Raw genomic sequence first — 21,581 nt, forward strand, 5'->3', positions numbered from 1 at the left:
CAAGCAGGGAACACCTTGGGTGGGCGCGCATGGTCAGGCCCCCGTGCCCGCATCCGAGAGGAACCCGCAGGGCAGGCGCATGCCTTAGGCCGCGCCTACGTGAGCGTCGCACACATCACGGCCTTGATGGTGTGCATGCGATTCTCCGCCTCGTCGAAGACCTTGGACGCACGGGACTCGAAGACCTCGTCGGTGACCTCCATCTCGGTGATGCCAAACCTCTTGGCCACCTCGGCACCCTTCGTGGTCCTGGTGTCATGAAACGCCGGCAGGCAGTGCAGGAAGATGCACCCATCGTGCGCCTGCGCCATGACATCGGCGGTCACGCGGTAGGGCTCCATGAGGGGGATGCGCTCGGCATAGAGCTCGTCCGGCTCGCCCATGGACACCCAGATGTCAGTGTAGATGGCATCGGCATCGCGAACACCCTCATGGACGTCCTGCGTGAGCAGGATGGCGCTGCCCTGCTCCCGTGCGATCGCCTGGCAGGTGGCCACCAGCTCCGGTGTGGGCATGCTCTGCTGGGGACCACATGCCACGAAGTTCACGCCCAGCTTGGCACAGGCCACCATGAGCGAGTTGCCCACGTTGTTGCCCGCATCCCCCATGAAGGCGAGCGTGCGACCGCGCAGCTCGCCAAGGCTCTCGCGCATGGTGAGCATGTCCGCAAGCATCTGGGTTGGGTGGAACTCGTTCGTGAGGCCGTTCCACACGGGGACGCCGGCATATGCGGCCAGCTCCTCGACCGTCGCCTGCTCGAAGCCACGATACTCGATGCCATCAAACATGCGCCCCAGCACCCGGGCCGTGTCGGCGATGGACTCCTTGTGACCGATCTGCGATCCCGCGGGGTCAAGGCACACGCTGCCCATGCCAAGGTCATGGGCAGCGACCTCGAAGGAGCACCGCGTTCGTGTGGACGTCTTCTCGAAGATGAGGGCCACGTTCCTGCCCTCGAGACAGCGATGGGGCTCGCCCGCTCGCTTCATGCGCTTGAGGTCAGCAGAAAGGTCGAGCAGGTACTCTATCTCCGCCGTGGAGAAGTCCAGCAGCTTGAGGAAGCTGCGTCCCGTGAGTTTCACGCCCATATGATAGCCTCCCATCCTGTGAAGCGACCGCCGTCGCTCGCATGCCGATAGATGCTCAGTATGCACCCAAAAGGACGTTCCCTCCGCCTGAGGGTGACGTTCGGGTGGCCGTCCCCTGGTGCTCAGACGTCCGCGCGCGCCAGCGGCATGCTCATGCAGCGTGGGCCGCCCCTGCCCCGCGAGAGCTCGGCCGAGGGCACCTCGATCAGCTCGAGCCCGGCCCTGTACAGCGCCTCGTTCGTGACGGTGTTTCGCTGGTAGACGCAGATGCGCCCCGGTGCGACCGCCAGGGTGTTGGAGCCATCGTTCCACTGCTCGCGCGCCGCGGCCACCGGGTCTCCCCCACCGCATCTGATGAGCGTGACGCAGTCGAGCCCCAACGCGTGGGCGAGCACGCGCTCCAGGTGATCGTTCATCTCCTCGATGCGCACCTCGCCCCGGCGTACGCCACGCGTGAGCCTGAACACCTGGAGGTTGCCGAGAATCGCGGGATGAACCGTGAACTTGTCGACGTCTATCTGGGTGAACACGGTGTCCAGATGCATGAATGCGCGCGACACCGGAATGTTGAAGGCATAGATGGCCTCTATCTCGCAGTGCTCGGCAAGCGCCCAGAGCATATGCTGGGCGAGGTCGTCGATGGCCGCTGCCTCGGTGCGCTGGGAGATGCCGATGGCAAGCGTGCGAGGCCCCAGGTTGAGGATGTCACCACCCTCCATGTGGTATGTGGCGTCGCGGCGATACCACAGCGGGGCATCGCGATAGTCGGGGTGATCCCGGAAGACGAACCTGCCCAGCAGCGTCTCGCGACGCCGGGTCTTGGAGTACATGTGGTTGAGCGCAACGCCCCTCCCCACCACGGCGAAGGGATCGCGCGTGAAGTAGGCGTTGGGCATGGGCTCGATGAGGAGGTCCGTCTCGGTGTCCCGGTCGTACCCCACGATGCTCGCGAGCGTCGTGCCTGCATGGCCAGACAGGTCAAGCTCGTTCTTGCGCAGGCCGGCGATGCACCGGTCCACCAGGGCGCGCGTCGTGGGGAGGGCATCCAGGTACTCGTGCACGGCGGCGCGCACGCGCCCGCCCTTAAGACCCGACTCGTCGAGCCAGGCGTCGGTGAACTCGCCACGCGACCCCGCCGCATCAAGTGCCTCGGCGCACAGGTCCTCCAGGTAGACCACCTGTGCCCCCCCGGCACGCAGCAGCTCTACAAACTGGTCGTGCTCCTCGCGTGCCACCTCGAGGAAGGGAATGTCATCGAAGAGCAGCCTGTTGAGGTCGCGCGGCATGAGGTTGAGCAGCTCCCTGCCAGGCCTGTGCACAAGCACCCTCTGTAGACGCCCGATCTCGTTATGCACGTACAGCAGGTTGGCCATGCCCGTCCCCTCTCGCTTTCGTCGCAGACGCCTTGCTCGTTGCCCCATTGTATGTGTGTTTGCCCGGCCTCACCCATCATGCATACGGGGCGGGGGCGCGGCGCCTGTTAGAATCAAAGGCCGATCATGCCGGCCCGACAGGGAGGGGGCGTATGGACACCTCGAGGCTCACCATCGAGCGCGCCACCTATGGTGCGGACTGCATAGGGCACACCGAGGAGGGCAAGACCGTGTTCGTAGCGGGAGCGATCCCCGGTGACGTGGTGGAGGCGCGCCCCACGGACGATGGCAGGAGCTTCTCCAGGGCAGTCGCCGAGCGCATCCTCGAGCCCTCGCCCAGCCGCGTCGAGGCCCCCTGCCCCCTTGTGGACGTCTGCGGTGGATGCCCCTGGGGCCACATGGCCTATGGCGCCCAGCTTGAGGCCAAGCGTGCGAACGTGATGGACGCGCTCACGCGCATCGGGCACATGGACGCGGCGCGCGCGGAGAGGCTCGTCGCCCCCTGCGTCGCCCCGGCGGAGCCCTGGGGCTACCGCAACAAGGTCGAGCTGGCCTTCGCGCACAGGAACGGCAGGGCGCTCATGGGGATGCACGACCGCGCCGGCACGGACGTCGTCAAGGTGAGCGCATGTCCCCTGCTGCAGGGGGATTCCGCCAAGCTTGCCAAGGCGGTGTCCGGTGCCGTCTCCTACCTGGCCAACTCACACCGGCTCTCCTTCGAGCGCATCGGCATCCGCAGCTCCGCGCGCACGCGCGAGGTCGAGGTCGCGCTCTGGACCGAGCCCGGGCCCTTCCCGCGCGCACAGGTGGCAAAGGTGGTGCACGAAGGCACCGGGGCCACCTCCGTCGTGCGCGTGCTCACCAAGGGGTCGGCCAAGGCGCGACGCATCGTGGGCGTGGAGCGCCTCTGGGGCAAGGGCTCCTGGGGAGAGCTCGTGGGCGAGGAGCGCATGCGCGTAAGCGCACCTTCCTTCTTCCAGGTGAACACACGGGGGGCGGAGAGGCTCGTGGACCTCGTGCTCGCGGGTCTCTCCCCTCGCAAGGACGATGCGGCGATGGACCTCTATGCTGGTGCGGGCACGTTCACGCTGCCCCTGGCGCGTCGCGTGGGCTGGGTCGATGCCGTCGAGTCATACGGCCCCGCCATACGTGACCTCCGACGCAACCTCGAGGGTGCGCACCTTGGGAACGTGGACGCCGTGGGCGGTGACGTCGGGCGCGAGTTTCCCGACACCGATGCAGACGTCATCGTGGTCGATCCCCCACGGGCAGGCCTGGCCGCCGATGTCGTGGCCAAGCTCTCGAGCCAGCCCGCACGCGCCATCGCCTATGTGTCCTGCGACCCGGCAACGCTCGCACGTGACCTCGGGCGCTTCGAGCGGGCGGGCGCATTCGTGCCCCGCTCGGTGACGCCCGTCGACCTCTTCCCCCAGACCTTCCATGTGGAGACGGTCACGATACTCGGACGGATACGAGGCCGACGCTCCGCCTAGGCGTCTGCGCGGGTGGCGGGGGCGTCTCGAAAATGCGTCATCTGCCCAATTGCCACTAGCGTTTTGCACCCATTAATAGTAAAAAGGTTCAAGACAGGCTTGGGTAAGGGGCCCAAGTATCGTAAGTGAGAGGAAGCTATCATGAAGGCTACCGTGAGCGACGAGTGCATCGGCTGCGGTCTCTGCGAGTCCACGTGTCCTGAGGTCTTTGTCATCGGTGACGAGGGCATCGCCGAGGTCACCGTCGATGAGGTTCCCGAGGAGAACGAGGACGCCGCCCAGGAGGCATGCGACAACTGTCCCGTTGGCGCCATCGAGCTTGCATAGCTCATCCGAGCACAGACTGTCACCGGCGGGCCCGCATGCGGGCCCGCCGCCCTATGAAGGGACATGCCCATGATCCTGGCGTCACGGTCACCCCGGCGCAGCGAGCTGCTGGGGCGGATCGGCATCGCACCCATCGTGCGCCCAGTGGACATCGACGAGACGCGCCGGGAGGACGAGGCGCCACGTGAGCTCGTGGTGCGGCTGGCACGGGGCAAGGCGCACGCCTGTCGGGATGGCATGGCAGGACCCGTGAATGACGTGGTGCTTGCCGCCGACACCGTCGTCTGGACCGATGGCACCGTCCTCGGCAAGCCCCGGGACACCAAGGACGCCAGGGCCATGCTGCGCAGTCTCTCCGGCAGGAGCCACCACGTCTCGACCGGCGTCGCCCTCATAGCGCCAGACGGCCGCGAGACATCCTTCGTGGAGACCACGACGGTCACGTTCCATGAGCTCACCGAGGGAGAGATCGCCGCCTATGCCTCCTCGGGCGAGCCTCGGGACAAGGCGGGCGCCTATGGCATCCAGGGCCTGGGCTCGCTCCTCGTGAGGGGCATCGAGGGCGACTACGACAACGTCGTCGGTCTACCCCTGGCGCGCGTCGTGCGCGAGCTGGATCGGCTCTGTCCCACTGCACCTACGCTCTGCGAAACTGCCCTCACAGGAGGCCGCCATGCCTAGCGACGTCACCAACATCACCCAGATCCCGCACATCCATGCTGCCCATGCGACCAACGGACAGGCAGGTACCGGCTGCACGGTCATCCTCTGCCCCCAGGGTGCCATGGGTGGCGTGGACGTGCGGGGCGGTGCACCGGCCACGCGCGAGACCGACCTGCTGCGTCCCGAGGAGACCGTCCAGGAGCTTCACGCGATCGTGCTTGCGGGTGGCAGCGCCTTTGGCCTTGCGGCCTCCTGCGGTGTCGCCGAGGAGCTCGAGCGTCGGGGCATCGGCCTCGACGTGGGCGTGGGCAGGGTCCCCATCGTGAGCGGTGCCTGCGTGTTCGACCTCGCTTGCGGCAGTGCCACGGCATGGCCGACGGCTGCCATGGGCGCGGCGGCGACGGCGGCCGCGCTCGATGACACGGCACCCCTCGCCTCCGGCAACGTTGGTGCGGGCGCGGGCTGCACGGTCGGTAAGCTGGCGGGACCCCTGCGCGCCATGAAGGGCGGGCTGGGACAGTCCGTCCGACAGGCCGGCAGACTCGTCTGCGGAGCCGTGAGCGCCGTCAACGCCTGCGGGAGCATACGCGACCCCATCACGGGCGCGCCCATCGCAGGCATGCTTGACGAAGAGGGAGCGAGCGTACTCGCTCCGATGGACGCGTTGGCCACCGCGCTGGACGCCACCCCTCCCCTGCGCACGAACACGACCATCTCCTGCGTCATCACCAACGCCCGCCTCACCAAGGCCAAGGCCACCAAGGTCGCCCAGATCTCCGCCGATGCCTATGCACACACCATCTATCCCACCCACACCACCAACGACGGCGATGCCATTTTCGTCATGGCGACGGGTGAGGTGGAGGCAGGCGTGGACACCATTGGCATCCTCGCGACGCAGGCACTCGAGGGCGCCATTGCCGACGGGGTATGCAGCGCACGGGGGGCCTTTGGGCTCAAGGCGGCATGCGACCTTCCCTAAGGTGCGCTCCTGGCCTCTGGCACCCATGGGCTGTCTGGTAGAATGAGGGGCCGTGCGAGCCCGACCATCGGGCTCGTCCCCTGTTCCCGAAACGAGCAAACGAGGCGCATGCAATTGATGGAAGACGCCGCCACGGCAAGCATCCGGACACCCCCCCCCTGCCACCAGCGCCGATCAGCTTGGTCTGGGCTTTGAGGACGTCGTCGTGGTGTTTGCCAGCAACGAGTACTTTGCGCCCTACATGTCCGTCGCGCTTCAGTCGCTCGTTGAGAACGCAAGCCGTGAGCGTACCTATGACGTCATCGTCCTCACGCGCGACATCGTGCCCTCGACCATCGCCACGCTCCAGCGGCATCTTGAGGCATACGATAACGTCCATGTGGGATTCCTGGATGCGGAGGTCGCGCTCCGGGGGACACGGCTTCCCTGCCACGGCCACTTTCGCCCCGAGACGTTCTTCCGCCTACTCGCACCATGGCTGCTGCCCAACGTCGGCAAGGCCGTCTACCTTGACAGCGACCTGGTGGTGCTCGATGACATCGCCAAGCTCTACGACACGAACGTCGAGGGGTACCTGCTTGCCGCAACGCGCGACGCCGACATGATGGGACAGATCTGCGGCTACGACGGCACCGTGGAGCCCTACCTCTCCCAAGAGCTGGGCCTTGCGGACCCCACCCGCTATTTTCAGGCGGGGGTCGTGCTGCTCAACCTCGAGGCGTTCCGCTCCATCTTCGCCATCGCCGACATGCTCGAACTCTCCTGTCAGCGCATGTGGCGCTGGCTCGACCAGGACATTCTCAACATGCTGGCAGATGGCGAATACGTGCAGGTACCCATGAGATGGAACACGCTCATGGACTGGAAGCACCTCCGCCGCGAGCACATCATCGCCCAGGCGCCCGAGGATGTGCGTGCCCAGTACGAGGAGGCGCGTTCCAGCCCCGCCATCATTCACTACGCCGGGCCCGACGACCGCCCGTGGGACTATCCCGGCTGCGACATGGCAGATGTCTTCTGGGACTTTGCCACCAGGAGCGCCTTTGCGGCCGAGCTTGGCCTCCGCCTCGAGCACTCGCGCGAGAGCATGGAGGGACGCGCCAACCGGGCAAAGGTCAATGTCATCTTCAAGGGCGTCTTCCCAGCGTTTGACTACCTCTGTCCCCCGGGTACCAAGCGCCGCACCAGCCTCATCAAGGCCTACGTGGCCATCGGCGGAGACATCACCTAGCCAGGCACGGCGCCCGCGCCCTAGTTGAACTTCACGAGTCTCTGTGCCAGGCGGTACACGTTGACCGTCGCCCTCCTGCCTGCAGCGGTGGGCAGGTTGGTGACCGTACCCACGAAGCCATGGCGCGCACGGCGATACATGCGCCTGTCATAGGCCCTCAGCTCGTCCCACAGCCTCTGACATTCGTCCATGGCGTCAGGATGATCGGAGAGGCGCGAGAACACCGAGCAGATGGCCATGATGATGGTGAAGTAGCCCACCATGTAGCCCTTGAGCTTGGCACAGTCGATGTCATCATAGAGATGGTACGCATGCATCATGAGACGGGCAACGCGCCAGTAGTGGTCGATCCTGCTCGTGAGCACCTTCTCGTTGACCGACTGGTCCTCACGGCCGATGAAGTAGCGGTAGAGGTCGACGTCCAGATAGTACAAGGTCCTGCAGCGCGGCAGGGGGACGTAGGCATAGATGTTGTCCACATAGAACGTGTGGGCCGGCATGGGAATGCCCCCGTCCCGCAGGACGTCGGCACGGTAGCAGAGCGCGTGCATGAGCAGGTACTGCGTCATGCGGAAGTGCCCGATGTCGTTCCAGCCGAAGACGCGGTGCACGGGCAGGGCAAAGCCGTAGCTCACGACCTTCTGGGTGTGGTCCTCCACATGCTCGTACACGTAGTTGCTGATGATGAGGTCCACGCGCTCCTCGTGCCGCTCGAAGTGGCGAATCTTCTCCAGCAGCGCCTTGAGGGCGGCGCCATCGACCCAGTCGTCGGAGTCAACCACCTTGAAGTACGTGCCCTCGGCGTTCTCGAGGCCCTTGAGCACGGCCATGCCATGGCCGCCGTTCCCCTGGTGCACGGCCTTCACGATGGTGGGGCAGCGCCTCTGCCAGTCCTGCGCCTTGGCAAGGGTGTCGTCCTTGGCCGACCCGTCATCCACGACGATGACCTGCACGTCCTCCGCATAGCCTGACCCCTCCAGGATGGAGCCGATGCAGTGGTCCATGTAAGCGGCAGAGTCGTAGCAGGGGATGGCAAAGCTGATGATCTTGTGCATGGAGAGAACGCTCCTACGGAACGGGGTCGTGTGAGGACGGTGACGGGCTAATGGCTCTGGATGAGATCATCCGAGAGCTCGAGGGCGGAGGCAACGACACCGTCCATGTCGTAGTAGCGATACTCCGCAAGGCGTCCGACCACATGGAAGTTCACAACACCCTCGACGCGCTCGCGGTAGCCCTCGTAGAGCTCAACGTTTGCAGGCTCGTTGATGACATAGTAGGGCGTCTCGCCCATACCCGGCAGATACGTGCGGGAGTACTCGCGCATGATGGTCGTCCTGCCCGGCACCTCCTGGCCCGTCATGTGCTTGAACTCCGTGATGCGCGTGAAGTTCTCCGAGACGGTGTAGTTGACGGTGCCAACGGGCTGGAACTGATCGACCGGCAGGGTCTCGAAGACCATGTCGACCGTGCGATACGGCAGCGCACCCGCATCAAAGCCAAAGAGCTCGTCGAGCGCACCCGTGTAGACGAGCTCGCCGCCATAGACCCTGTCGCAGAGCCTCACCTGCGTGCCGCTCACCGAGACGAGGTCGCGCACGTCCACATCGAGGAAGACGTCGATGAGGTCGTGATCGAGCATGCGCTCGAAGAGCCTGGTATAGCCCTCCGCAGGCATGCCCTGGTGGGGGGCCTGCGGGAAGTAGCGGTCGTCATCGCCCACGAACACGGGCACGCGCCCCATGACGGCAGGGTCGATCTGGTCGGGCGTCTTGCCCCACTGCTTCATGGTGTAGCGCAAAAAGACGTTCTCGTACACGTAATCGGCCACCTCGGAGAGCTCGGGGTCGTTCTTCTCCCTGAGATCCATGATGGGAACCTTCTTGTTCTCGCCAAAGGTGGCAACGAGCTTCCGGTAGAGGTGCTCGCCCCTCTCGTCGCCAAACACGATCCTGAGCGACTGATGGTTGAAGGGCACCGGAACGAGCGTGCCACGCACGCTGGCACGCACCTTGTGATCATAGGCCGTCCACTCCGTGAAGCGTGAGAGGAACTCATGGACGCGCTCGTTGGTGGTGTGATAGATGTGCGGGCCGTACTTGTGGACGAGTATGCCTGCCTCGTCCTTGAAGTCGTACGCATTGCCCGCGATGTGGTTCCGCCGCTCGAGGATGGCGACCTTGTAGCCACATGCCTCCGCGAACCGGCGCGCGCAGACCGCACCCGCATAGCCTGCACCGACAACGACGGCATCGTAGGCCAGGGGATCGAAGCCTTCGGGCAGACCGTGAGAGATGCTCATGTGGATGACTCCTCGGATGTTGGCGGCACCACTGACGGTACCACAGGAAGAATACCTCGGGCAATTCTACCACGCGCACATATAATGGGCCCTGTGAGCCATAAACGGCCCCGCACCGCCCAGTGCCACGGCATCCGTGGCGGGTCATTCACGACATCTCGAGGAGAGGATACATGAGCAGCTTTCTGGAACGCATGAAGTCGCAGGCCCAGGCCATACGGAAGACCATCGTCCTGCCCGAGGGCGAAGACCCCCGCACCATCGAGGCCGCCCGGCAGATCGTGGCAGGGGGCCTGGCACACCTCATCATCCTTGGTGACCCCAACACAATCTCCGTCGCGGGCGCCACCGTCATCGACCCCACGACCTCCGATCGACACGAGGTCTATGCCCAGAGGTTCGCCGAGCTGCGCGCCAAGAAGGGCGTCACCATCGAGCAGGCCCGCGGTCAGATGGACGACGCCACCTACTTCGGCACGATGATGGTCAAGATGGGCGACGCCGACGGCCTCGTCTCGGGCGCCTGCCACTCCACGGCCAACACCCTGCGTCCCGCCCTCCAGATCCTGAGGACGGCCCCTGGCACCAAGCTCGTCTCCGCCTTCTTCGTCATGTGCACCCACTCCGAGTACGGCGAGCATGGTACCCTGATGTTCGCCGACTGCGGCCTCAACATCGACCCCACCGCCGACGAGCTCTCCGAGATCGCCCTTGCCACGGCCCACACCTGGAGGCAGTTCATGTCCGTGGAGCCCAAGGTGGCCATGCTCTCCTTCTCCACCAAGGGGTCGGCCAAGGGAGAGGTGCCCACCAAGGTGCAGGAGGCCACCGAGCTCGCCCATCAGAAGGATCCCGGCCTCGCCCTCGATGGCGACCTCCAACTTGATGCCGCCCTCGAGCCGAACGCTGCCGCCCTCAAGGCCCCTGGCTCCACCGTTGCCGGTCACGCAGACGTCCTCGTCTTTCCCAACCTCGCGGCGGGCAACATCGGCTACAAGCTCGTACAGCGCTTTGCCAAGGCCGACGCCTACGGCCCCATCCTGCAGGGCATCGCCAAGCCCGTCAACGACCTCTCCCGTGGATGCTCCGCCGAGGACATCGTGGGCGTCGTGGCCATCACGGCCGTCCAGGCCCAGATGGCCGAGGGGGCATAGGCAAGGCGCTCACACATGCGCCCATGGACGGGGGCGACGGACGGTTCCGTCGCCCCCTGGCATGACGGGCGTCTGGGGCCAGCTATTCTGCGGTGGGCGCCTCCTCTGCCTGGCGGATCCACTCCGCGGGCATGAGCCAGCCGTGCTGATCCGTATGGAGCAGCTCCTCGGCCCGCTCGCTGAGGGGCTCTCCGAAGTACTCCTCGTAGCACTGGACGATGGAGGGGTTCTCGTAGGAGTTTCGGTACGTCTCGTGACGGTCGAGGCCATAGAGGACCTGGCCGCGTGCGCCGGCAAGCTCCTCGCCCTCGTGGATGGGCTGTCCGCCACCGCCGACACAGCCACCGGGGCAGGCCATGACCTCCACGAAGTCGTAGGAGGCCTCACCGGCGACGATCGCGTCGCACAGCCTGCGGGCGTTCCCAAGGCCCGAGGCAACGGCGACGCGCACCTCGGTGCCCGCCATGTCAAACGTGGCCTCCTTCCATCCCTCGAGGCCACGCACGTCCTCGAACATGTCGCTCTTGGGCGCCTCCCCCGTCACGACGTGGTAGGCGGTCCTGAGGGCGGCCTCCATGACGCCGCCCGTGGCACCAAAGATGATGCCGGCGCCCGAGCCGTAGCCTAAGGGCTCATCAAACGGTTCGGGCTTCAGGGCGGACACATCCACATGATCGGCCCGCAGCATGCGTACGATCTCGCGCACCGTGAGCGAGCAGTCCATGTCCGGATCACCGCAGGCATCATTGAGGTTGGGATAGGCGACCTCGGCCTTCTTGGCCAGACACGGCATGATGGAGAGGCAGAAGATCCGATGCGGGTCTATGCCAAGCCGCTCGGCGTAATAGCTCTTGACCACGGCACCGAACATGCCCTGAGGGCTCTTGCTGGTCGAGAGGCCATCAACGAGCTGGGGATAGTGCGCCTTGCAGAAGCGCACCCACCCGGGGCAGCACGAGGTGAACATGGGGTAGCCGGAGCCCTCGCCCGAGGCGTTCCTCCGCATGTGCACGAGCAGCTCGGCGGACTCCTCCACGATGGTGAGGTCGGCCGAGAAGTCGGTGTTCACGACGTAGTCGAAGCCCATGGGACGCAGGGCCGCCACGAGGTGCTCGATGGTGGCCTGCTCGTCATCAAGGCCCCAGAAGTCACCCCAGCTCGTGCGCACCGAGGGGGCAATCTGCACGATGGTGGTCACCGTGGGATCCGCAAGCGCGTCGTACACGCGCTCCACGTCGTCGCGCTCGCGTAGGGCGCCCGTGGGGCAGTGCGTGATGCACTGGCCGCAGAGCGTGCAGTCCACGTCGTTGATGTCGGCGCCACGTGCCACGTCCACGAAGGTGTGGGTGGCGCGGTTGGTGATGTCCCACACATGCGAGGACTGCATCTTGTCACACACTTGGATGCAGCGCATGCAACGGATGCACTTATCGTTGTCGCGGATGAGCGGGAAGCCCTGGGGCCATGGGGAGTGCATGAGCATCTGCTGCCGTGGCTTGCCGATGACGCCCAGGCTCGTGGCGATGTCCAGGAGGTGACAGCTGTCCGACCTCGTGCACGTGGGGCATTCGACGTCATGCTGGGAGAGCAGGAGCCTCGTGTTCTCGCGGCGCGCGAGACGCACCTTGGGTGAGTTGGTGTGGATGACCATACCCTCGGCCACATAGTTGTTGCACGAGGCCACCAGACGCTCTGACCCCTCGACCTCCACCATGCAGATGCGACATGAGCCAATCTCGTTGATGCCCTTGAGAAAGCAGAGCGTGGGGACATCCTGCCCTGCCTGGCGACATGCCTCGAGGATGGTCGCGCTGCGCGGCACCGTCACCCGCGTACCGTCAACGACAAGCGTGACCGGCTCCTCCGCCTCGCCCTCGTTCATGTGTGATGTGAGCTGTGTTACCACTCGAACACCCTCCCCCCGCGGAACGCACCATAGCCAAAGTGGTCGCAGTGCAGGCATCGCGATGCCTCCTGCATGACCTCCTCCTTGGAGAGGCCCACCTCTATCTCGTCAAAGTCGCGCACGCGCTCGTCGGCCTCCCTGAGGGTGGTCTCCGACCGGCCACAGGGACCCACATCCCGAAACTGTATGGGAGGGATGTCGAAGTCAAGCTCGATCTTGTGATTGAAACCGAGGTAGTTGTCGATGTTGCCTGCAGCGATCTTGCCGGCGTTGATGGCCCGGATGACCGTCGCAGGGCCACTCTGGCAGTCGCCACCCACATACACGTCGTCGAATCCCGGCGCCGAGGCGTCGCTCTTGGTGACGAACCTGCCGTGCTTGGTCTGAAAGCCCCCCTCCTCGAAGGGCGCGGAGTCGATGGCCTGGCCGATGGCGACGATGACGCGTTCGCAGGGCAGCGTCACCTCGGAGGCATCGGCAGGGCGTGGCGCCGGCCGCCCACCCTTGAAGGCACCAATGACCTGTGGCTGCACAACAAGGCCACACACCGCACCCGCCTCGTCGGTCTCGATGCGCACGGGTGCGTTGAGTTGCAGGAGCTCACAGCCCTCCGCCTCGGCACCCCCGATCTCCTCGTCCTGGGCGGTCATGTCCGCCACGCGGCGACGGTAGACGATCGTGACCTTGTCAGCCCCACAGCGCACCGAGGAGCGTGCGGCGTCCATGGCCACGTTGCCACCACCGATGATGCACACGCGCTGGCCGGAGAAGTCCGGCGTCTCGTCGTCCCCTATGGCGCGCAGCATGTCAACGGCAGAGGCAACGCCTTCAGCATCCTCGCCGTCGAGTCCAAGCTTGCGATCAGCATGCGCACCAATGGCGATATAGACGGCATCGTAGGCGTCCCTCAACGCAGCGATGTCCGTCACCCGTGTCTCACGCACCACATCGATGCCGCGGCCGAGGATCCATTGAATCTCGCCGTCGAGCTGCTCGCGCGGAAGACGATAGGCCGGGATGCCATAGCGCAGCATGCCGCCCAGGTGCTTGCGCTGCTCGAGGATCGTGACATGGTGCCCCATGAGCGTGAGGTAGTAGGCACAGCTGAGGCCGGCAGGCCCGCCACCAACGACGGCTATCTCCTTTCCGGTCCCCTCGGCCATCCGAGGCATGTAGCTCCCCTCCATGTGCTCGCAGGCATAGCGCTTGATGGCACGGATGTTCATGGGATCGTCAATCATGCCACGGCGGCAGTTGATCTCGCAGGGATGCTCGCACACGAGGCCGCACACAAGCGGCAGCGGATTGTCCTTGCGGATGAGACGCACGGCATCCGTATTGCGACCGGCGGCGACAAGGGCGATGTAACCCGGGATGTCCACGCCTGCGGGACACCCGGAGACACAGGGCACGAGGCTCGACTGCTCGAAGCCGCACGAGCGACGGGTGATATGGTGCATGAAGTCGTCATGGAAGCCCTTGACCGCCCGCAGCGCCATGGCACCGGCCTCGAAGCCGATGGCACAATCCGCCGAGAGGTAGACACTCCTCGAGAGGCGCTCGATCTCCGTAAGCGTATCCATCGTGGCCGAGCCGTTGAGCACGTCCGACAGCAGGTGCCTGAGTGTCCTCAGCCCCACGCGGCAGGGTGTGCACTTACCGCAGCTCTGCGTGGAGCACATGTCCACGAACGCCATCGTGAACTCCACCGGGCAGGGCGCCAGCGAGCTGACGGCCAGCCTCCGTCCCAGCGCCGCGTGCAGCTCATCCATGATCTGCTGCTCTTCGCTGCGCTCCATGACATGCATGCGCGCCATGGCACTCCTCTCCCCTCCGGTGGCCCACATCGTCCCCACGGTGCGCGGCCCCCTATGGAGGCGCGCGCCCCGGAAGACGTACGCCAAGAGAAGATGGTAGCCCCACACATGGGCTGGAGGGGCGGCTTCACTTCCCGAGGCGGCTAGAGGAAGCGTGTCATCGGCAAACGCGACGGTAGATGCCCTACCACACGAAGCGCAGGCCCCGGTGACGGGAAGGCTCCCAGGGCGAGTGCCCCTCGAGGAAGCGGGCGAGCAGGTCGGGCACCTCGACGGCGACGGTGCCCACGACCGGGCACTCCCCCAGCATCCCGTAGCTACCCGTGCCCGTGGCACGGTAGTCGTTGCAGGCGAGCCGCATGACGTCGGGCACAGGGCCACCATCCGCCAGTGCGAGCGAGACGATGCGTTCTCCCACGGGGCGACTCAGGTCCGCCACGGCACTGATGCCCTCATAGAGGTCGAAGTTGTAGTGCTCCTCCTTAGGACGCAGGAAGAGGTCGCTCACGCGTGGCGAGCCTGACTCGTCGAGCTCCAGGTAGGAAGCGCAGCGCTCGAGGGCACCCCTGAGCGCCTCCCGGGACACGCTCAGCACCATGAGCAGGTTGGAGAAGGGGTAGGCCACGCAGATGGCGCGCTGGGTGACCACCTCGCCCAGGCCCACGGCCCCGTTGGGCAGCGCCGTGCAGGACAGGTCCGCACCCGTGGCATCAAGTTGCGCCGCGTTGACGAGCGTGGCCACGCGGCTGCCCGAGAGCGCCACATCCAGCTTCCCCTCGCAGGGGATGGCCTCGACCAGCCTGCCCACGGGCTCATCAAGCCATCGCTCGACATCCTCCTCGAGGGAGGAGAGCGCACGCACGACGCGCCCGTCCACGGAGGCTCCCGCAGGCACCAGGTGGGACGTCCAGCTCATGCCCGCCCCATCATCCCACGTACCCCGCACGTCGACGTAGTGCAGCGCGTTGGCTGCCGGCTGCACCGCCCAGGTGGAGCCAATCCGCACGCCGGGAACGGCCATATGTTGGTGCCCCGTGAGCAGGAGGTCGAAGCCACAGCCGCGCGCCATCTCGCAGGCCAGGTTCTCGCGCGTGGGAGAGAGCCGGCGCCCCGTCTCGAGATCCTCCTCGAAACCCCCATGGTAGATGCAGATCGAGACGTCGCACGCGCCGGCAAGCTCGTGCGCCACGCGACGCGCCGCCTCCATGGTGTCGCCCACCACGAGACCGTCGAGGTTCCCGGGACGCTCCCACACGTTCACGTAGTCCGTGACGATGCCCGTGATGCCCACGACGAGGCCGCTCTCCAGCGTCCGCATGACCCAGGGCACGATGGGGAGCTCCCGGCGCGCGTCCGTGACATTGGCGCAGACACACTGGCCATCCATGTCCTGGAGGTAGCCCGCAAGGATGTCGCGGCCAAAATTGAAGTCGTGGTTGCCCAGGGTGAAGACGTCCACGCCCAGGGCGTTGAACGCGCGTGCGGCGGGGTTCGTGCCCAGGGCGCCCCGCTGCATCCACCGTCGCATGAGGGGCGTGCCCTGCAGGCTGTCGCCCCCATCGATCACCAGGGTGTCGCCGCGAGGCACGCCGGATGCCTCCGGACCCTCCCATGCCGAGCGTGCAATCGCCGAGACGCCCGCACCCAGGCGCGCGCCCGTGGCATAGTCCACCGGCAGGAGGTGCCCATGGGTGTCCGAGGTGAACACCACGCGCAGGGATGTGCGGCCCATGGGCTACGCCCCCCGCGTGAGCCTGGTCCTGATGCGCGTGGAGACCCACTCCACCACGAGGATGAGCACGACCAACCCCACGAGGATGGATCCCGCCTGGTTCCACCGGTAGCTGTTCATGGCAAAGATGAGCGGCGCGCCGATGCCGCCGGCACCCACGAGGCCCAGCACCGTGGCGTCGCGGAGGTTCATGTCAAAGCGGTAGATGGCCGTCGAGACAAAGCTCGAGGCCAGCTGGGGAATCACGCCGAAGCGAATCTTGCGCCAGGTGGTGCAACCCTCGGCGTCGAGCGACTCCAGCACGCGCCTGTCGAGGTCCTCGATGGACTCGATGTACATCTTGCACACCATGCCCACGGAGCACAGCGACATCGTGAGCAGGCCCGCAAAGGCCCCCGGACCGGTCACGCGCACGAACATGAGGCCGTAGACGAAGGGTGGGATGGTACGCACGGCCATGATGAGGAGGCGGGCGATGAGGGCGATGGGCCGGGAGACGAGATTCGACGAGGCCAAGAACGCCAGTGGGATGGAGATGATGGCCCCGACGACCGTGCCGAGGAACGCTATGCAGATGGTCTCGAGGAGCAGGTAGGGAACGCCCTGCGTCGTGAGGTTGAACAGCAGGGACGGGTCAGGGTGCGCGATGCCGCCCAGGATGTTGAGGGCTATCTGCGTGCCGTTCTGCCCCGTGCCCGCCGCCTCGACGGCGCTGCCGCTCCACACGAGCAGCGCCACGACCACCAGCGTCACGGCAAGCTCGAAGACCCACGGACGCGGGCGCTCCTCGTAGGCGCGCCGGATGCTGTCATTCATGGGCCACCCCCTAGCTCAGGCGCCTGCGCGCGGCACGGCTGACGGTCTCGATGACGAACACGGTCACGAACAGCGCCACGATCACCATGCCCACGTCGGGATACATGCGCCAGCCGAGACGCTCGTTGAGGAGCAGGCCCAGGCCGCCGGCGCCCACATAGCCCAAGATGGAGGCATAGCGCACATTGCCCTCGAAGCAGTAGAGGCAGTTGGAGAGGTAGGACGGCGCAATCTGCGGCAGGATGGCCCACCGACAGGCGCGTACCTTGCCCGCGCCCATGGCCTCCATGGCCTCGAAGGCGCCCATGTCGACGACCTCGATCTCCTCGTAGAGGATCTTGCCCACGTAGGCAAAGGTGAAGACCGCAATGGCCGTCGTGCCCGCCAGCGTGCCCAGGCCAAAGATGTAGGTGGCGATGAGCGCCGTGACGATGGTAGGCAGCGTGCGGATGATGCTCAGCAGCAGGCGCATGATGGCGACGACCACACGACTGTGCACGATGTTGGTGGAGGCTGCGACGGCAAAGGGGATCACGAGGACCGAGCCGACGAACGAGCCCAGCAGCGACATCTTGATGGTGTCGAACAGCGGCTGCCACACGTCACCCATGTACGACCAGTTGGGGGGAGCCATGGCCCTCAGGATGTCGAAGAAGGCGGAGCCCCTGGCGGCGAGCACCGCGGGGTCGAATTTGGTGACCCGTATGGAGAGCACCGAGAGCGCCAGGATGAACAGGGCGGCCAAAGGAACCCTGCTCGCCCGCTTGGTGACCGTGGAGCCGTTGGGCAGCGTGATGGTCGTCGGCCTGAAGATGTGGTCGAAGGCCGTGAGGCGGATGCCGCCTGAGATGGTGGGCCCCCCGCCCCTACTCGTTCCCATCGGCGCCCTCCCCTCCCTCGGGGATCCTCTCGTCCAGCAGGTGGGCCGCCTCGTCCGCACCATAGATCCTCGCGAGCACGGACTGGTTGACGTCCCTGGCGTCACCCCAGTACACGACCTCGCCCGCACTGATGCCCAGCACGCTGTCGCAGTACTCCAGGGCCAGGTCCACATGGTGGATGTTGAGCAGGACGGTGATGCCCATCTCCTGGTTGATGCGCTTGAGGTCGCCCATCACGCGCCGGGCCGTCATGGGGTCGAGGGAGGCCACGGGCTCGTCGGCCAGGATGATCGTGGGATCCTGCGTGAGCGTGCGCGCCAGTGCCACACGCTGCTGCTGGCCGCCGGAGAGCTGGTCCACGCGGACGTAGGCCTTGTCCAGGATGCCCATCTTGTCGAGGGATTCCAGCGCCCTCAGCCTCTCGTCCTTGGTGAAGATGCCCAGGACGGAACGCCACCAGGGAACGTCGGGCACGAATGCCGTGAGCACGTTCTTGATGACAGTCGTGCGCGTGATGAGGTTGAACGACTGGAAGATCATGCCGATGTTGCGCCGAAACTTCCTGAGCGAGGCGCCGTGCAGGCTTCCCACGTCGGTGCCATCGACTACGATCGTGCCCTGGCTGATGGGGTTCAGGCGGTTGACGGTGCGGATGAGGGTCGACTTGCCCGCGCCCGAACGGCCGATGATGGCCACGAAGCGCCCGTCCTCGATGGTGAGGTCGACGTCCTTGAGCGCCTCAAAGCCATTGGGATACCTCATATACATGTGGGAGAACTCGATCATGTGCGTCCCATTCGATGATGGATGGCGGATGTGCCAGGCGTGCACGAGAGAGGCCCGGTGGGCTGGACGCCGCGCCGGGCCTCGGGTCGCATGCTAGTTACCCTGGGATTTGAGCTGCTTGATCAGTTCCTGGGCCTCGCGCTCCCCATCGTAGTCGGAGTCCTTGGCCTCCACGTAGCCCTTGTGGCTGTAGATGGCGATGACCTGCTTGCCCTCGTCAGTGTTGCCGATGTCGATCATGACCGTGGAGAAGGCCCGCTTGAAGTCATCGGTCATCGTGGGCGAGGACTTGCTGCAGCTCACCGTGTCGTTGTGGATGGCCTGGGTGACGCCAATCACGTTGGTCTCTTCCCAGATGCTGGCGCTCCGACCGTAGTCGGACTGCCACTTGGACTCGTAGTCGCGCCTGCCGTCCGCATAGACGCAGAGCACGTCGACCTGGCCCGAGGCAAGGCGCGCGAACGCAGAGCCGTAGGAGTCGGCCTGTACGGCATGGGGCAGGTCGAGGATCGTTTTCTGGTAGTTGTCCTTCAGCCAGAGGGACGGGTAGATATAGCCCGCCGACGACGAGGAGTTCATGATGCTCCAGTTGGCATCCGCAAGGTCATCCCAGGTGAGATCCTCGCCATCGTTGACCTTGGCCCCAAGCGCGACGCCCTTGTCGGAGGGGCCGGCAATCATGAGGGCACGATAGGACGCGACCTGCTCGGAGGTTGCTTGGGTCGGCTTCTGGTCGTTCCAGTCCTTGGCGTCGTCGGCATCGATGGACAGGCCATCGCGCGTGGCGGTGAGGAGCACCTCACAGCCATCGGAGTAGAGCACGTACGTGCCGGCGGGAATGAAGCCCACGTCGGTGGTGCCCGAGCTCAGCGCCTCCCCGACGGCCTCATAGCTCGTGCCCACCGTGATGTCCACGTCGTTGACGGTGTAGCCCTGGTTGGAGAGCCCGTCCTTGAGCATCTGCTTCAGGGGCTCGGTAGTCGTGATGATGTCATCGGGATCCTTCGAGGGCACGAACCCGATGTGCAGCGTGTCAATGGACCTGGCGTCGGCGCCCGACGGGGAGCCGCCGCAGCCTGCGAGCGCAAGGGCCGAGAGGGCTGTGCCCGCGCCGGCAATGCCAACGAACTGACGCCTGGTAAGGCTGGAGGATGGGCCGTTGGACATGGGTCTCCCTTCAGAGCGCCCCAGTGGGCGTGGACATGGTCGCGGCCGTAGCCGCGGTGGGCCTATGGATCCACCATCCACAGAATACTCGCCAAAAAGCCGCACGCAATCAAGAAAGAAAAACCACGCCATCGCCGACCAGACCAAAGGGACAGGAAACGGCGCGCGCGCCGAGGCGCTACGCGGCGGAAGGGGGCTGGGCGTCCGGGTGGGGACCAGCCGCGCGCACCTCATCGGCCATGTCGGGGTACTTCTCGGCGGCGTTGTCCACGAACATCTGCGCGAGGGAACGCGCGGACCTGTCGTATGCCCCCTTGTCCGCCCACGTGTCCCGCGGGTTGAGCACGTGCTCGTCGACGCCCTCGATGTGCTGGGGGACGTCGACGTTGAGCACGGGGTCGTGCACGTACTGGGTGTTCTCGGCCGAGCCGTTGAGCGCGGCGCTCACCATCAGACGTGTGGAGGCGAGATCCATACGCTTGCCCGTGCCGTAGGGACCGCCCGTCCACCCCGTGTTGATGAGGTACACGCGCGTGCCCACACGATCCATCTTCCTACCGAACATGTCGGCATACAGGAGCGGCGAGAGCGGCATGAAGGGCTCGCCAAAGAGCGTCGAGAACGTGGGCGTGGGCTCGGTGACGCCGCGCTCGGTGCCTGCGACCTTGCTCGTGAAGCCCGAGAGGAAGTGATACATCGCGCCATTGGTGTCGAGCCTGCTGATGGGAGGCAGCACGCCAAACGAGTCGCAGGTAAGGAAGATGACGACGTTGGGGTAGCGGCCTTGGCCCATGATCTGTGCGTTATCAATGAAGTCGATGGGATAGGCGACGCGCGTGTTCTCCGTGATCGCGTCATCGTAGTAGTCAGGCCTGCGCGAGACGGGGTCGACGACCACGTTCTCGCAGATGGAGCCAAACCGGATGGCGTTGAAGATCTCCGGCTCCGTGACCGCGGAGATGCGGATGGCCTTGGCGTAGCAGCCACCCTCGAAGTTGAAGATGCTGTTCTCGGCCCACCCATGTTCGTCGTCCCCTATGAGCGTGCGCTGGGGATCCGCCGAGAGCGTGGTCTTGCCGGTGCCCGAAAGGCCAAAGAACACGGCCGACTCACCGGTACGCGGGTCCATGTTCGCAGAGGAGTGCATGGGCAGCACGTTCTCCTCGATGGGCATGAGGTAGTTCATGACCGAGAAGATGGACTTCTTGATCTCTCCGGAGTACTTGGTGCCCGCAATGAGGATCTCATGCTCCTGGAAGTTGAGCAGCACCACGGCCTCGGAATGCGTGCCATAGACCGCAGGATCGAGCTTGAGGCCCGGAGCCACCAGCACCGAGAAGTCCTGGGGATCGAAGTCCACGAGCTGGCGACGAGAGGGACGAACGAGCAGCTGACGGGCGAAGAGTGCCTGGCTCGCCCGCTCGCACACCACCAGGAACGTGCGACCCCACCGTCGATCCGCCCCTGCGATGGCATGGACGATGTAGAGGTCGCGCGCCTCAAGGTAGTCACAGACGGCCTCCTTCACCTTGGCATAGCCCTCCTGTGAGAAGGGCTTGTTGACCGACCCCCAGGCGATCTGGTCGTGTACGTCGGGCGTGTCGACGATGAAGCGATCCTGGGGCGAGCGGCCCGTGTAGCGCCCGGTCTTGACGGCGAGCGCACCCGTCTCCGTGAGGCTGCCCTCGTTCGACGCGAGCGCCTTCTCCACCAGGACCGCCGGCGAGGCATCCACCAAGATGGAGCCATGGCATTCCCCGAGTCCACACGCCTTGAGTTCGTCGTGAATCATTGGACCTCCCTGAGTGATTGGTTCCTTCTCTAGCCTTATTAGGGTAACCCGATTGCGCCACAAGCGCACAA

18 protein-coding genes are annotated in these 21,581 nt (G+C 65.5%); 6 read left to right on the forward strand and 12 right to left on the reverse strand.

The genetic code is table 11. The features are described from left to right. Window positions 1-95 precede the first annotated feature (95 nt). Window positions 96-1,088 (reverse strand): ornithine carbamoyltransferase, encoded by a 993-nt coding sequence (gene argF, locus J2S71_RS10695; protein ID WP_307391718.1) that lies wholly within the window; start codon window positions 1,086-1,088, stop codon window positions 96-98. 122 nt (window positions 1,089-1,210) lie between these two features. Then, window positions 1,211-2,461 carry an arginine deiminase gene (locus tag J2S71_RS10700; RefSeq protein ID WP_307391721.1) on the reverse strand — a complete coding sequence of 417 codons (1,251 nt, stop codon included), beginning with the start codon at window positions 2,459-2,461 and terminating at the stop codon, window positions 1,211-1,213. Between the two features lie 152 nt (window positions 2,462-2,613). On the opposite strand from J2S71_RS10700, the gene rlmD reads away from it, so the two are divergent. The 5 genes from rlmD to J2S71_RS10725 all read left to right on the forward strand — a co-directional run bounded on the left by rlmD (window position 2,614) and on the right by J2S71_RS10725 (window position 7,157). Next, the gene (gene rlmD / locus J2S71_RS10705; RefSeq protein WP_307391723.1) at window positions 2,614-3,954 is read left to right on the forward strand and encodes a 23S rRNA (uracil(1939)-C(5))-methyltransferase RlmD; all 1,341 of its coding nucleotides are present in this window, start codon (window positions 2,614-2,616) and stop codon (window positions 3,952-3,954) included. A 141-nt stretch (window positions 3,955-4,095) separates the two neighbouring features. Further along, on the forward strand, window positions 4,096-4,281 hold the full coding sequence (locus tag J2S71_RS10710; protein WP_021726252.1) for a ferredoxin: 186 nt from the start codon (window positions 4,096-4,098) through the stop codon (window positions 4,279-4,281). 69 nt (window positions 4,282-4,350) lie between these two features. Further along, window positions 4,351-4,962, forward strand: a complete 612-nt coding sequence (locus J2S71_RS10715) for a Maf family protein (protein ID WP_307391727.1) — start codon at window positions 4,351-4,353, stop codon at window positions 4,960-4,962. Next, window positions 4,955-5,926 carry a P1 family peptidase gene (locus tag J2S71_RS10720; protein WP_307391730.1) on the forward strand — a complete coding sequence of 324 codons (972 nt, stop codon included), beginning with the start codon at window positions 4,955-4,957 and terminating at the stop codon, window positions 5,924-5,926. The genes J2S71_RS10715 and J2S71_RS10720 overlap by 8 nt, the downstream gene beginning before the upstream one ends. A 205-nt stretch (window positions 5,927-6,131) precedes the next feature. Next, complete coding sequence (locus tag J2S71_RS10725; RefSeq protein ID WP_307391733.1) at window positions 6,132-7,157, forward strand: glycosyltransferase family 8 protein; 1,026 nt, start codon at window positions 6,132-6,134, stop codon at window positions 7,155-7,157. A 20-nt stretch (window positions 7,158-7,177) separates the two neighbouring features. Here J2S71_RS10725 and J2S71_RS10730 read toward each other — a convergent pair whose 3' ends face one another. Both J2S71_RS10730 and glf read right to left on the reverse strand, forming a co-directional pair. Further along, a complete protein-coding gene (locus J2S71_RS10730; protein ID WP_307391737.1) occupies window positions 7,178-8,212 on the reverse strand; it encodes a glycosyltransferase family 2 protein in 1,035 nt (344 codons plus the stop codon). A gap of 47 nt (window positions 8,213-8,259) precedes the next feature. Further along, complete coding sequence (gene glf / locus J2S71_RS10735; RefSeq protein WP_307391740.1) at window positions 8,260-9,459, reverse strand: UDP-galactopyranose mutase; 1,200 nt, start codon at window positions 9,457-9,459, stop codon at window positions 8,260-8,262. A gap of 173 nt (window positions 9,460-9,632) precedes the next feature. Here glf and pta point away from each other — a divergent pair, with 173 nt between their 5' ends. Then, window positions 9,633-10,613: a phosphate acetyltransferase gene (gene pta / locus J2S71_RS10740; protein ID WP_307391743.1), complete on the forward strand. Its 981-nt coding sequence runs from the start codon at window positions 9,633-9,635 to the stop codon at window positions 10,611-10,613. 82 nt (window positions 10,614-10,695) lie between these two features. Here pta and J2S71_RS10745 read toward each other — a convergent pair whose 3' ends face one another. From J2S71_RS10745 to pckA, 8 genes are all read right to left on the reverse strand, one after another. Further along, window positions 10,696-12,519, reverse strand: a complete 1,824-nt coding sequence (locus J2S71_RS10745; protein WP_307391746.1) for a [FeFe] hydrogenase, group A — start codon at window positions 12,517-12,519, stop codon at window positions 10,696-10,698. Then, a complete protein-coding gene (locus J2S71_RS10750) occupies window positions 12,513-14,336 on the reverse strand; it encodes an NAD(P)-binding protein (RefSeq protein WP_307391749.1) in 1,824 nt (607 codons plus the stop codon). The genes J2S71_RS10745 and J2S71_RS10750 overlap by 7 nt, the downstream gene beginning before the upstream one ends. Window positions 14,337-14,520: 184 nt before the next feature. After that, on the reverse strand, window positions 14,521-16,068 hold the full coding sequence (locus J2S71_RS10755; RefSeq protein ID WP_307391753.1) for a bifunctional metallophosphatase/5'-nucleotidase: 1,548 nt from the start codon (window positions 16,066-16,068) through the stop codon (window positions 14,521-14,523). A gap of 3 nt (window positions 16,069-16,071) precedes the next feature. Beyond that, window positions 16,072-16,884: a phosphonate ABC transporter, permease protein PhnE gene (phnE, locus tag J2S71_RS10760; protein ID WP_307391756.1), complete on the reverse strand. Its 813-nt coding sequence runs from the start codon at window positions 16,882-16,884 to the stop codon at window positions 16,072-16,074. A 10-nt stretch (window positions 16,885-16,894) separates the two neighbouring features. Continuing rightward, window positions 16,895-17,764, reverse strand: coding sequence for a phosphonate ABC transporter, permease protein PhnE (gene phnE / locus J2S71_RS10765; protein WP_021726053.1), 870 nt, complete (start codon window positions 17,762-17,764; stop codon window positions 16,895-16,897). Continuing rightward, window positions 17,751-18,551: a phosphonate ABC transporter ATP-binding protein gene (phnC, locus tag J2S71_RS10770; RefSeq protein WP_021726068.1), complete on the reverse strand. Its 801-nt coding sequence runs from the start codon at window positions 18,549-18,551 to the stop codon at window positions 17,751-17,753. Before phnC ends, phnE (J2S71_RS10765) begins: the two co-directional genes overlap by 14 nt. Window positions 18,552-18,644: 93 nt before the next feature. Beyond that, on the reverse strand, window positions 18,645-19,718 hold the full coding sequence (locus J2S71_RS10775) for a phosphate/phosphite/phosphonate ABC transporter substrate-binding protein (protein WP_021726095.1): 1,074 nt from the start codon (window positions 19,716-19,718) through the stop codon (window positions 18,645-18,647). A 178-nt stretch (window positions 19,719-19,896) separates the two neighbouring features. After that, window positions 19,897-21,510, reverse strand: coding sequence for a phosphoenolpyruvate carboxykinase (ATP) (pckA, locus tag J2S71_RS10780; protein ID WP_021726187.1), 1,614 nt, complete (start codon window positions 21,508-21,510; stop codon window positions 19,897-19,899). Window positions 21,511-21,581: the final 71 nt, after the last annotated feature.

This window comes from Olsenella profusa DSM 13989, assembly GCF_030811115.1.
GTDB classification, from domain to species: Bacteria; Actinomycetota; Coriobacteriia; order Coriobacteriales; family Atopobiaceae; genus Olsenella_F; species Olsenella_F profusa.